The organism is Paenibacillus sp. P46E (assembly GCF_001909095.1).
In the GTDB taxonomy this organism is placed as follows: domain Bacteria; phylum Bacillota; class Bacilli; order Paenibacillales; family Paenibacillaceae; genus Paenibacillus_AQ; species Paenibacillus_AQ helianthi.
Window position 1 is genome coordinate 16,470 of sequence record NZ_LVYZ01000027.1, and the last position, 11,939, is coordinate 28,408.

An 11,939-nucleotide genomic window follows, 5' to 3' on the forward strand; every position below is an offset into this window, starting at 1 on the left:
ATGACCGTTGCAATCGTCGATTACGGCATGGGCAATCTGCATAGTGTCAGCAAGGCGGTGGAACGATTCGGGTATAAAAGTCTTGTGACGGGTGAGGCCGGGGAGATTCTGGCTGCCGATAGCGTCATTTTGCCGGGTGTTGGTGCGTTTGGCGATGCGATGGAGCATCTGCGGGAGAGCGGGCTGGATGCTGTGGTCCGTGAAGCCGCATCTTCAGGACAGCCGCTGCTGGGGATATGCCTCGGAATGCAGCTGTTGTTCACCAGCGGTGAAGAATACGGCACTCATGAAGGGCTTGATCTTCTGCCTGGCTCGGTGGTCCGTTTTGCACCGCGTGAGGGCTATAAAGTCCCGCATATGGGCTGGAACAAGCTGGATTTCCTTCAGCCGCAGAGTCCGTTGTTCGCGGGACTTGAAGCAGGGCATGTATATTTTGTCCACTCCTTCCATGCTGTCATGAAACAGCAGAGCGATTTGCTCGCCATCACAGATTACGGTCATCCGGTTACGGCTATTGTAGGCCGGGAGAATGTATTCGGTATGCAGTTTCACCCGGAGAAAAGCGGAGAGCTGGGAATGAAGCTGCTGGGCAATTTCTTGCAACTGAAGGGTACGCGGGTGTAAGCCCGGTATATAATGAACTTAAGAAACTCTCTATATAACTATATTGTAGCGAAAGTGGGAGCGCCTCATGTCTTCTTTTATCGTATATCCGGCGATTGATATCCGGGATGGAAAATGCGTCAGACTGCAGCAGGGTGATTACAACCAGGAAACCATATATAACGATAGCCCGCTAGAGGTAGCCAGATCTTGGGAAGAGCAGGGCGGGAAATTTATTCATCTCGTCGATTTGGACGGAGCCAAGGCCGGACATCCGGTAAATGACGCCATCATCGGGGCGATCGCCAAAAACGCGGGTGTTCCCGTACAGGTAGGCGGAGGCCTCCGCACGCTTGCGGATGTGGAAAAACTGCTGGGACTCGGCGTCAGCCGTGTCATTATCGGTACAGCCGCCATCAACGATCATGCCTTTACAGAGGCTGTGCTCGCCAAATACGGCGACAAAGTGGCGATTGGCATCGATGCCCGTGGCGGTTATGTTGCCACTCATGGCTGGCTGAACACCTCTGAGGTTCGTGCAGAGGATCTGGCCAAGGAGCTGGCAGCCAAAGGTGCCGAAACGTTCATTTACACCGACATCTCACGCGACGGTATGATGCAGGGTCCGAACATCGAGGGCATCGTATCCATGGCCGCTACCAGCGGTAAAACCGTGATCGCCTCTGGCGGCGTTACAAGTCTGGACGACCTGCTGCGCCTTAACGTACATAGCGGCAGCGGAGTCGGCGGTGCGATAGTCGGCAAAGCGCTATACACTGGCAATATTGATCTTACCAAGGCTTTGCAGGCTCTAAACGGGAAGTAGAATGACCGGCAGGCTTTAGCTGCACGAATGCAGTTTGAGCTCGATTCCAAGTTTAGTTCATCTTATGGTTATTCTTTACGCAGGCGGTTCGAAGCCGCCGTCCCGTGAGGGGCCAGAACGTGGAACACGAAAGTTGTTTAAGGTTTAAGGTTTAAAGTTTAAGGTTTTGCCCTTGCAGGTGCGCCGACGTAGAAGCGGCCCCGCAGGGGTAAGCGCTCATTAGCCATAATCGCCCGGGAGCCCAGGCCCCTGCCCACGCCAGCCATCCGGGTGTCCAGAGGGCCGGGGCCCTTGGGGTCCCCCTTGGCTAAGGGGGATTTAGGGGGATCGAAATTTCCTAGGGGGATCGAAATTTCCTAGGGGGATCGAAAAGGTTGGATCGTAAAAGGTTTTCACTCGAAAACTATGGAAAGGGGTTATTTCATGTTAGCCAAACGCATCATTCCCTGTCTGGATGTTAAAGACGGGCGGGTAGTCAAAGGCGTGAACTTTGTGAATCTGCGCGATGCCGGTGATCCGGTGGAGCTGGCGGCATTGTATGACCGGGAAGGCGCCGATGAGCTTGTATTTCTGGATATTTCCGCCTCTGTGGAAGGCCGGGCCACGATGGTTGAAGTCGTGCGGCAGACCGCAGGTGAAATTGCCATCCCCTTTACAGTGGGCGGGGGGATCTCTACTCCGGAGGATATGAAGCGCATCCTGCGCGCGGGTGCGGACAAAATCGGTATCAATACAGCGGCGGTCAATAATCCGCAGCTCATTCTCGAAGGGGCCCGGCGTTTCGGAGCCCAGTGTATTGTAGTGGCGATGGATGCCAAATACAATGAGGCTTGGGGCGAATGGGAAGTATATACGCACGGCGGGCGCAAGCCTACGGGAATCCGTGCGCTGACCTGGGCCAAGGAGGCCGAGAAGCTGGGAGCAGGCGAGATTCTGCTGACCAGCATGGATGCGGACGGCACGAAGGACGGCTTCGATCTGAAGCTGACCGCTGCAGTGAGTGACCTGCTTACCATTCCCGTGATTGCTTCGGGGGGAGCAGGGAAGATGGAGCATTTTTATGATGTATTTACGGAAGGCAAAGCCGACGCTGGACTGGCGGCGACGATTTTTCACTATAAAGAAATCGCCATTCATGATTTGAAGGCAGATCTGAAGCAAAAAGGGGTAGAGATCCGATGAGCGAAGCAGAGCAATTAACAGCCCAGAGCCAACAGAAAGTATTAGAGGGCATACGCTGGAATGAAGCTGGACTGCTCCCTGCCGTGGTGCAGGATGCGAACAGTCTGGAAGTGCTAATGGTTGCCTATATGAATAAAGAATCCCTGCAGCTCTCGCTGGAGAGCGGACAGACCTGGTTCTGGAGCCGGTCACGCAGTGAACTGTGGCATAAAGGGGGGACCTCCGGCAATACCCAGGCTATTACTTCCATCCATTATGACTGCGACAGCGACACGCTGCTATTGAAGGTTGTACCGGAAGGGCCAGCTTGCCATACAGGGGAGACCTCCTGTTTCTTCCGCGAGCTCCCGCTGAGCCATCCGGCAGCAGCAGGCAGCGTTAAGGAACCAACTGCCGCGACTGCCTCGCAGGGCCTGAGCGACAGTGAGCGTTTTGCCGTTCTCGGGGAGCTGGAGCGGGTGATTGCCGAGCGGGAAGCAGAACGGCCGGAAGGCGCGTATACAACCTACCTGTTCGATAAAGGTGTTGATAAAATTCTGAAAAAGGTGGGTGAAGAGGCCTCGGAAACGATTATCGCCGCCAAAAATAAAGACAATGCCGAGCTGCGCCTTGAGGTCAGTGATTTGATCTACCATCTGCTGGTGCTGCTGCAGGAGCGCAAGCTTCCGCTGGATGAGATTATGGAGGAACTGAGCGCCCGCCATGAACGGCCGCGCCGTGATTAGGAAGGAGCCTTCAGCATGCGTATTGATTACCATACCCACCATGAGCGCTGCGGACATGCAGTAGGAACCCTTGAACAGTATGTGCAGCGGGGGATTGAACTGGGGCTGGAGCAGCTTGGTTTGTCTGATCACCTGCCGCTAATTCATGTAGACCCGGATACCTACTATCCAGAGATGGCGATGCCGTTATCCGAGCTTCCCCGCTACGTGGACGAATGTCTGAACCTCAAGGAGCGTTATCGCGGAAGGATTGAGCTGCGTGTAGGACTGGAAGCCGATTATATCGAGGGCTACGAGGAGCAGATCCGTGAGCTTTTGGCACCGTATCCCTGGGACTATTTGATCGGTTCGGTGCATTTTCTCGGAGAATGGGACATTACGGATTTTCGCCAGACGCATGGCTGGGAAGGTCAAGATGTGACGGAGGTTTACCGCCGGTATTATGATGCTGTGCGGAAGTCGGCGTTATCGGGATTATATGATATTATAGGACATATGGATGTTATCAAACGGTTTGGCTATGGTCCACAGACACCGGAGGGTAAGGCCAAGGTGCGGGCGATGGAGCTGGAGGCGCTCAGTGCGATAGCAGGCAGCGGCACTGCGATGGAGCTTAACGCGTCAGGACTTACCAAGCCCTGCGCGGAGATGTTTCCCGCTGAGCATGTGCTGCAGCAGGCTTTGAAGCTGGGCATACCGCTCACCCTGGGCTCTGATGCCCATGATCCAATGAAGCTGGGAGACGGCTTGCAGGAGGCCCGCAGCTTGCTGTGGCACATCGGTTTCCGCGAATTGGCTGTGTTTGAGGGTCGCGTCCGTACATTGGTTCCGTTTGAACTATAAATTTTGATCCCCAGGAGGGTACTATGCATCATCATCAATTGCGTATTTTTTCCGGTTCGTCGAATCCGAAGCTGGCCGCTGATATTGCGGAGCGTCTGGGCGCACCGCTGGGCCAGATTAAGCTGACCCGCTTCAAGAGCGGCGAGATTTATGTGCATTATGAAGAGAGTATCCGGAACTGTGACGTATTTTTGGTGCAATCCCTCGCTCACCCCATTAATGAGCTGTTCGTAGAGCTGCTGGTCATGATTGATGCGGCTAAGCGGGCGTCGGCAAGAACGGTGAATATTATTGTGCCTTACTACGGCTATGCCAGACAGGAGCGCAAATCCGCGCCGCGCGAGCCGATATCGGCCAAGATGGTAGCGGATGTGCTTACAACCGCCGGAGCTACCCGTGTGATTACGATTGATCTGCATGCGGCGGCTATTCAGGGCTTTTTCAACATCCCGGTAGATCACTTGACAGCACTTGATCTGATCAGCGGATATCTGAAGGTAAAAGGCTTGTCCGACCTGGTTGTGGTATCTCCGGATGCAGGCCGTGCCTCCATGGCAGAGAAGCTGGCCAGCCGTCTGGACTCACCATTTGCTATTATGATCAAGAAGCGCCCGGCTCATAATGAATCGGTGATTACGCATGTAATTGGTGATGTAGAGGGACGGACGCCTATTATTATCGAGGACCTGATCGATACAGGCACAACGATTGTGAATGTGGTGGAAGGCCTGAAGGAGCGCGGGGCGAAGAACAGCATCGTTTGTGCAACTCATGGACTCTTTTCGGGAGATGCACTAAGCCGTATGGTTCACCCCAATATAGATGAAATTGTCGTTACCGATTCCATTGCGCTGCCGGATGATCATTCCAGCCGGTTCACTGTGCTCTCCGTAGCACCTATGCTGGCTGAAGCCACACGCATTATTATTGAAGGCGGTTCTATTGATAAGCTGTTCAGAGACGCGGGGATTTAATTCCTGCGTCTTTTTTATATTAGGACAATAGACAAACCAGACTGAACAATCGGGGGGCTTGAATAGCTTTTTGAAGCTTTTTCCTCCTGGAGAGTCCCTTCCAATCTTGAGAATCCCCCTGCCACATGTGGTATACTGTGTGAAGACAGTCGGGACCAAAAATGGAAACGACGGCACTTAGGTGGGAGTCCGGGCAGGCGTTTGCTGCCGCTCTCCTATTTTTCGTGAGGATAAGGAAGCTTACAAAGGGAGGTGCCTTGCTTCCATGATTGAGAGAACTTCAGAGAATAACGCGGTGAATGGTAACGTGATTCCCGTCACTCTGGATGCCAATTTTTTCTTTGAAAGAGCCGTACGGTCATTGGACCGCTTTCAATATGATAAGGCATTGAAGAATTTTCGCAAAGCTGTTGAATATGAGCCGGAAAACCCGGTAAATCATTGCAATATGGCGGGTATATTATCCGAAATGGGGAAATACGAGGCGTCCAACGACATCTTGACTCATGTTCTGGAAGAGATTGATCCGTCTATGACAGAGTGCCACTTCTACATGGCTAATAACTACGCTAATATGGAAAACTTTGAAGAGGCGGAGCGCAGTCTTGTGACCTATTTGCAAGAGGATGCAAGCGGTGAGTTTATGGCTGAGTCCGAAGAGCTGATGGAACTGCTGCAGTATGAGCTGGACCGGCCCGCTCCGTTAGTCCGGATCCGCAGCCGGGAAGGTGTGGTGGAGCATGACAGAGCCCGGAGTCTTTTGGAGGAAGGTAAATTCCCGCAAGCGGTCAAGCTGCTTGAAGAGATTGTCCAGAACATTCCAGACTTCCTGGCGGCGCATAACAATCTGGCTCTTGCCTATTTCTATATGGGCCGCTTCGCCAAAGCCAAGGAATGTCTTGGCGAAGTGCTGAAGCAGGACCCGGGCAACCTGCATGCCCTCTGCAACATGGCGATTTTCCTGCAATATGCCGGCGATCAGGACCAGCTGGCGGGATTGGTGCGTATGCTAGAAGCGACAGTGCCTTTTCATCAGGAGCATGTTTTTAAAATGGCGACAACGATGGGCATACTGGGCAAGCACCATACTGCATATGGACATTTCCGCCGTCTGCTGAAGGATGAAGAGGTCGGCGGGGATGCCGGCTTGTACCATTATTGTGCAGCGGCGGCCAGCAACAGCGGGCTTCATACTGAGGCTATACGCTGCTGGCAAATGGCTTCCAGGCTGGACCCGGACTCAGCAGTTCCGAAGTTTTTCCTGTCCCAGATGCAGCTGGCACAGTCAGAGGGCAGGCCGCTGCCTCCGGTAAGCTATAATTATCAGCTGCCTTTTCAGGAGCAGCTGAAGCAGTGGAAGAACAATACAGACAGCTTCACGGAAGAAGTACAGAATAATCCGCTGCTGCGCGCTTCGTTCTTCTGGGCGTTGCGCTACGGTGATGCTAGTACGAAGCTCCAGGTGACAGAAGCGCTACGCTGGATTGAGGACGATGAAATATCCGATGTTCTAAAGGGAGTTTCGGAGCAGGAACCGCTGCAGGAGGCTGCGCTTCTCAGTCTGCAGCGGCTGATCGGCGGCAGTCCGGAGGAAAGTGTAGTCCAGAGGGTGATTCAGGAACCGGTTGTATCAAGCCATAAAGGGCCGCCAGAGTGGAAAGAGGACTGGCAGCGGATTATAGATCATATGGCTGCTGTGATGGACCGGAGATTGGATGCCGCCCAGAAACGGGATGCCGAGCTTCTCTGGAAGCAGTTCATAGCCCGCCTCTATCCGGATGTGCCCTTGTTCCGGCATGCAGAGGGCTGGTGTGCGGCTCTGGAATATTTAACTGCCAAGCTTCATGGTCATCCGGTTACCTACCGGGAGGCTGCCCAGCATTACGGCGTTTCCGTCTCCATGGTAAGCCGGTACGCACGCCGTATTCATCAAGCATGCGAGTTAACGCAGGACGGGGCGGCAGCAGACATTTTGCCGCCATTTACGGAAAATATCTGACCCTTAGGAGGACTTGCTAATGTACAAAACAATTGTAATCGGAACAGGTCCGGCAGGATTAACTGCTGCGATTTACCTGGCACGCGCCAACCTCAGCCCCCTTGTTATTGAAGGATTGCAGCCAGGAGGACAATTGACTACGACGACAGAGGTAGAGAACTTTCCTGGTTTTCCTGAAGGTATTCTAGGTCCGGATCTGATGGATAACATGCGCAAGCAGGCAGAACGCTTTGGGGCTCAATTTAAGAATGGCTGGGTGGATTCTGTGGATTTCTCGCAGCGCCCTTTCAAAGTAACCGTGGATGGTCTGGGTGTACTGGAAGCAGAGTCGGTGATTATATCAACTGGTGCTTCGGCTAGGTACCTGGGCATACCGGGAGAGCAGGAGAATGTCGGACGCGGGGTTAGTACCTGTGCAACCTGCGACGGTTTCTTTTTCCGTGGTAAAAAGATTGTCGTGGTCGGTGGCGGCGACTCCGCGATGGAGGAAGCCAGCTTCCTCACGCGGTTCGCTTCTAGCGTAACCCTGGTCCACCGCCGTCCGGAGCTGCGCGCTTCGAAGATTATGCAGGACCGCGCGCGGGAGAACAGCAAAGTGGCCTGGGCACTGAACCGCACGCCGCTTGAAGTGACCCTTGGGGATAACGGGGTGAAGGGACTTACCGTCCGTAACAATGATACGGGTCTTGAGGAGCTCGTGGAAGCAGATGGCGTATTTGTCGCTATCGGCCACACACCGAATACCGCGTTCCTGGGCGGTCAGATTACTACGGATGCCAACGGCTATATCGTTGTGAACCCAGGAACAACCGAAACCAACATTCCCGGCGTGTTCGCTTGTGGGGATGTTCAGGATACCCGTTACCGGCAGGCGATTTCAGCTGCAGGAACCGGCTGCATGGCTGCTATGGATGCCGAGAAATATTTGGAAGGCGCTATGGTACATGACTGGAGCGAAACGCTGGATAAGTAACGACAATGCGGGTTAAGCAAATTTTTTGATTGACAATAAATACCTGCTAAAGTAGATTATATTTAATTAGATAAGATACCCACTAGGGGAGCCTGAATAGGCTGAGACGGGAAAATTGAATTCCCGGACCCTTGAACCTGATCTGGATCATACCAGCGTAGGAAAGTGGAGTCGGACCTTTTTTGAGCACAGCCTTATTTGGCTGTTCATGAATAAAGCCGCTCCAGGTGGAGCGGCTTTTTGCTGCGTGCTGATCTTATCTGAATGGCTCACAGAGCGATAAGGAGGAGATAAGAATGTCAGATTCATTCAAAAAGGAACAAGTCGATCTTTCGGGATTTCCCGCAAGCCGTAAGGTGTATGTAGAGGGCTCGCGTCCGGATATTCAGGTTCCGATGCGTGAAATCCGCCTTAGCCGGACCGAAGGTGTTGCGGGGGAAGAGGACAATGCGCCGCTTCGTGTCTATGATACCAGTGGTATTTACACCGATGCCGCTGAAGATACCGATGTTCGGAAAGGGTTGCCTCCGCACCGCTTAAGCTGGATTGCGGAACGCGGGGATTCAGAGGAGTACGCCGGGAGAACCGTTCAACCCGGAGCCTGCGGATTAGCTGCAGACCGGGCGTCGGCAGAAGGGTTCGCCGGCTTGCGGCGGAATCCCTTACGAGCACGTGAGGGGCGCAATGTTACCCAGCTGCATTATGCGCGGTTAGGGATGATTACACCGGAAATGGAGTATATCGCGATTCGCGAGAATACCCGGCCTGAATTCGTAAGGGATGAGGTCGCTGCCGGACGGGCCATTATCCCGGCTAATATCAACCATCCTGAGAGTGAGCCGATGATCATCGGCCGCAACTTCCTGGTTAAGATCAACGCGAACATTGGGAATTCCGCTGTCTCTTCTTCCATTGAAGAGGAAGTGGAGAAGATGAGATGGGCGACCCGATGGGGTGCCGATACGATTATGGATCTTTCCACTGGTGCAAAAATTCATGCCACCCGCGAATGGATTATCCGCAACTCACCAGTACCGATCGGCACAGTGCCGATCTACCAGGCGCTGGAGAAGGTAAAAGGAATAGCCGAGGATCTGACCTGGGAGCTGTACCGCGATACGCTGATTGAACAGGCGGAGCAAGGTGTAGATTACTTTACCATTCATGCCGGGGTGCTGAAGCGGTATATCCCGCTTACTGCCCGAAGAATGACTGGGATTGTATCCCGAGGCGGCTCCATCATGGCGGCCTGGTGCCTTGCACATCAGCAAGAGAACTTTTTATATACACATTTTGAAGAAATCTGTGAGATTATGAAGACTTATGATGTGGCCTTTTCCTTGGGAGACGGACTGCGCCCGGGCTCCATCGCCGATGCCAATGATGAGGCTCAGTTCGCTGAGCTGGAGACGCTTGGGGAGTTGACAGCCATTGCCTGGAAACACGATATTCAGGTGATGGTCGAAGGCCCGGGGCATGTGCCAATGCACAAGATCAAGGAAAATATGGATAAGCAGCTGGAGCTCTGCCAGGAAGCCCCTTTCTACACACTGGGTCCGCTAACCACGGACATTGCCCCCGGTTATGACCATATTACTTCGGCGATTGGCGCGGCGATGATTGGCTGGTTCGGGACAGCGATGCTGTGCTATGTTACGCCCAAGGAGCATCTGGGTCTGCCTAACAAGAATGACGTGCGTGAAGGAGTTATCACCTACAAAATCGCTGCTCATGCTGCAGATCTGGCCAAAGGCCACCCGGGTGCCCAGGATCGGGACAATGCATTGTCCAAGGCTCGGTTCGAGTTCCGCTGGCGTGACCAGTTCCATCTGTCGCTCGATCCTGAGCGGGCGCTGGAGTACCATGATGAGACTCTTCCTGCCGAGGGTGCCAAAACAGCGCATTTCTGCTCCATGTGCGGTCCCAAATTCTGCAGCATGCGCATTTCGCATGATATCCGCAATTCGTCCAGACTGAGCAAAATGCTATAGCCGGAACGGGCTTTATAAGAGGCTGATTTCCTTGCTGTAACAGGCAGAGGAAGCAGCTTTTTTCAATATCCAGGAGTTGGCATACAGGCATGCCGGTAACACAAACAGGGCCAATTCATTTCTGCTGTGCAATGATTAGTTGCAGGTATATAAGTTTCTGATTTAGTGACTGCAATCACTCTTCGGCCCTGTACCCTATGCTAAGCTGTTGTTGAGAAAGGTTATCAATTGGCGTGAAGCTAAGCTGCAGGAGGAGAGTGCAATGAGCAAACACCTTAACATGGATGAGTCCATATTCGAGCTGGTCAGTCGTTATCCGGAGGCCGTAGACATTATGGTTGAGCTGGGTTTCCGCGATATTACGAAGCCTGGTATGCTGCAGACGGCGGGCCGGTTCATGACCTTGTCGAAAGGAATCACAATGAAGAAAATGGATCGCGAAACCGTCCGGCTGGCTTTTCAGAGCCATGGCTTCGAGATTATTGAATAGATCGCTGAGATTAACAAGTGGAATAGAGAAGGAGAGAGAACGATGAGTGAACTGATTAACAACCGTGAAATGGATATTCCTGAGCAGACACGCCGCCAAGCCATGCTTAAGGAGATTATTAAGGAATTGCATGCCGGAAAAAGTGTAGAGGAAGTCAAAGCGCGTTTTGCCGAAGCGGTAGGGGATGTTACGGTAGCCGAAATTTCTGCGATGGAGCATTCCCTGATGACGGAGGAAGGGATTCCTGTAACGGAGGTACAGCGCCTATGCTCTGTGCATACGGCCATTTTTAAAGGCTCAATCCAGGAAATTCACCGTTCTAACAAGCCAGAGGAGCAGCCGGGACATCCTGTCCACACCTTTAAGCTGGAGAACCGTGAGATTGAACGGCTTGTGAACTTCCGCTTGCAGCTGCATGCTGATAAATTCCAGCGGAATGACAGCGAAGAGATGATTTTTAAGCTGTTGGAAGATCTGAGCCTGCTGCTGGATCTCGACAAGCACTACAGCCGCAAAGAAAATCTGCTGTTCCCTTACCTTGAGAAATACGGCATTTATGGACCAACCAAGGTAATGTGGGGAGTGGACGATGGTATTCGCGGCATGATTAAACAGGCAAAAGCGGCGCTCAGTGCATACAACGGGGAAGCTGCGGAGCTTGGAGCTCTTCTGACGAACATTATCCAGGAAGTAAATGAAATGATCTTTAAGGAAGAAAATATTCTGCTGCCGATGGCGCTCGATAAGCTGACCGAAGATGAATGGGTCAAAATCGCCCGCGAAAGCGACGAAATTGGCTTCTGTCTGACTGCGCCGGAGCAGGAATGGATTCCTGAGCGTGCCGCAGAACCGGAGGGAGCAGCCGTGCAAGCGGAAGAAGGAGAGGGAGAAGGAGGGTTATCGCCGCAAGGCTTTATCCGCTTCGAGACAGGCCTGCTGTCGCTGCATCAGCTGGAAACAGTGCTGAATCATTTACCTGTCGACCTGACATTTATTGATGAAAATGATGTGGTCCGATACTTCTCGCATGGCAAGGAGCGGATCTTTGCCCGCACTAAGGCCGTCATTGGACGCACGGTGCAGAACTGCCACCCGCCGCAAAGCGTGCATGTCGTTGAGAAGCTGCTGGAGGATTTCAAGGCGGGCCGCAAAGACGCTGAGGATTTCTGGATTGCCATAAAGGATAAATTTATCTACATCCGTTATTTCGCAGTACGTGACGAAGCGGGCCGCTACATGGGTACCCTTGAATTCACCCAGAACATCGCCCCGATCCGCGCACTGGAGGGACAGAAACGGATTTTGTCGGAGTAGCCGTCTAGAGACAAACGCC

General features: G+C 53.0%; 11 protein-coding genes and 1 riboswitch. All 11 genes read left to right on the forward strand.

Annotation, left to right across the window (positions count from 1 at the left end):
- The 11 genes from hisH to A3849_RS06040 all read left to right on the forward strand — a co-directional run bounded on the left by hisH (nt 1) and on the right by A3849_RS06040 (nt 11,920).
- Complete coding sequence (gene hisH, locus A3849_RS05990) at nt 1-624, forward strand: imidazole glycerol phosphate synthase subunit HisH (protein WP_074110582.1); 624 nt, start codon at nt 1-3, stop codon at nt 622-624.
- A 67-nt stretch (nt 625-691) separates the two neighbouring features.
- Nucleotides 692-1,429, forward strand: coding sequence for a 1-(5-phosphoribosyl)-5-[(5-phosphoribosylamino)methylideneamino]imidazole-4-carboxamide isomerase (hisA, locus tag A3849_RS05995; protein WP_074110583.1), 738 nt, complete (start codon nt 692-694; stop codon nt 1,427-1,429).
- Between the two features lie 423 nt (nt 1,430-1,852).
- Complete coding sequence (gene hisF, locus A3849_RS06000) at nt 1,853-2,611, forward strand: imidazole glycerol phosphate synthase subunit HisF (protein ID WP_074110584.1); 759 nt, start codon at nt 1,853-1,855, stop codon at nt 2,609-2,611.
- Nucleotides 2,608-3,336, forward strand: coding sequence for a bifunctional phosphoribosyl-AMP cyclohydrolase/phosphoribosyl-ATP diphosphatase HisIE (gene hisIE / locus A3849_RS06005; protein ID WP_074110585.1), 729 nt, complete (start codon nt 2,608-2,610; stop codon nt 3,334-3,336). Before hisF ends, hisIE begins: the two co-directional genes overlap by 4 nt.
- A gap of 15 nt (nt 3,337-3,351) precedes the next feature.
- On the forward strand, nt 3,352-4,179 hold the full coding sequence (gene hisJ, locus A3849_RS06010) for a histidinol-phosphatase HisJ (protein WP_074110586.1): 828 nt from the start codon (nt 3,352-3,354) through the stop codon (nt 4,177-4,179).
- Nucleotides 4,180-4,202: 23 nt separating this feature from the next.
- Complete coding sequence (locus A3849_RS06015) at nt 4,203-5,153, forward strand: ribose-phosphate diphosphokinase (RefSeq protein ID WP_062523658.1); 951 nt, start codon at nt 4,203-4,205, stop codon at nt 5,151-5,153.
- Between the two features lie 265 nt (nt 5,154-5,418).
- Nucleotides 5,419-7,152, forward strand: coding sequence for a tetratricopeptide repeat protein (locus tag A3849_RS06020; RefSeq protein WP_074110587.1), 1,734 nt, complete (start codon nt 5,419-5,421; stop codon nt 7,150-7,152).
- 19 nt (nt 7,153-7,171) lie between these two features.
- A complete protein-coding gene (gene trxB / locus A3849_RS06025; protein ID WP_074110588.1) occupies nt 7,172-8,125 on the forward strand; it encodes a thioredoxin-disulfide reductase in 954 nt (317 codons plus the stop codon).
- 74 nt (nt 8,126-8,199) lie between these two features.
- Nucleotides 8,200-8,306, forward strand: a riboswitch (TPP riboswitch).
- A 115-nt stretch (nt 8,307-8,421) separates the two neighbouring features.
- The gene (gene thiC, locus A3849_RS06030; RefSeq protein WP_074110589.1) at nt 8,422-10,116 is read left to right on the forward strand and encodes a phosphomethylpyrimidine synthase ThiC; all 1,695 of its coding nucleotides are present in this window, start codon (nt 8,422-8,424) and stop codon (nt 10,114-10,116) included.
- Nucleotides 10,117-10,378: 262 nt separating this feature from the next.
- The gene (locus A3849_RS06035; RefSeq protein WP_074110590.1) at nt 10,379-10,606 is read left to right on the forward strand and encodes a DUF1858 domain-containing protein; all 228 of its coding nucleotides are present in this window, start codon (nt 10,379-10,381) and stop codon (nt 10,604-10,606) included.
- Nucleotides 10,607-10,648: 42 nt separating this feature from the next.
- On the forward strand, nt 10,649-11,920 hold the full coding sequence (locus tag A3849_RS06040) for a DUF438 domain-containing protein (protein ID WP_074088721.1): 1,272 nt from the start codon (nt 10,649-10,651) through the stop codon (nt 11,918-11,920).
- Nucleotides 11,921-11,939: the final 19 nt, after the last annotated feature.

Bases quoted from the DNA above. Each gene is read 5' to 3' on its own strand.
- A3849_RS06040 (WP_074088721.1), top strand. From the start codon at position 10,649: ATGAGTGAACTGATTAACAACCGTGAAATGGATATTCCTGAGCAGACA.
- hisJ (WP_074110586.1), top strand. From the start codon at position 3,352: ATGCGTATTGATTACCATACCCACCATGAGCGCTGCGGACATGCAGTA.
- A3849_RS06015 (WP_062523658.1), top strand. From the start codon at position 4,203: ATGCATCATCATCAATTGCGTATTTTTTCCGGTTCGTCGAATCCGAAG.
- hisIE (WP_074110585.1), top strand. From the start codon at position 2,608: ATGAGCGAAGCAGAGCAATTAACAGCCCAGAGCCAACAGAAAGTATTA.
- trxB (WP_074110588.1), top strand. From the start codon at position 7,172: ATGTACAAAACAATTGTAATCGGAACAGGTCCGGCAGGATTAACTGCT.
- hisH (WP_074110582.1), top strand. From the start codon at position 1: ATGACCGTTGCAATCGTCGATTACGGCATGGGCAATCTGCATAGTGTC.
- hisA (WP_074110583.1), top strand. From the start codon at position 692: ATGTCTTCTTTTATCGTATATCCGGCGATTGATATCCGGGATGGAAAA.
- A3849_RS06035 (WP_074110590.1), top strand. From the start codon at position 10,379: ATGAGCAAACACCTTAACATGGATGAGTCCATATTCGAGCTGGTCAGT.
- hisF (WP_074110584.1), top strand. From the start codon at position 1,853: ATGTTAGCCAAACGCATCATTCCCTGTCTGGATGTTAAAGACGGGCGG.
- thiC (WP_074110589.1), top strand. From the start codon at position 8,422: ATGTCAGATTCATTCAAAAAGGAACAAGTCGATCTTTCGGGATTTCCC.
- A3849_RS06020 (WP_074110587.1), top strand. From the start codon at position 5,419: ATGATTGAGAGAACTTCAGAGAATAACGCGGTGAATGGTAACGTGATT.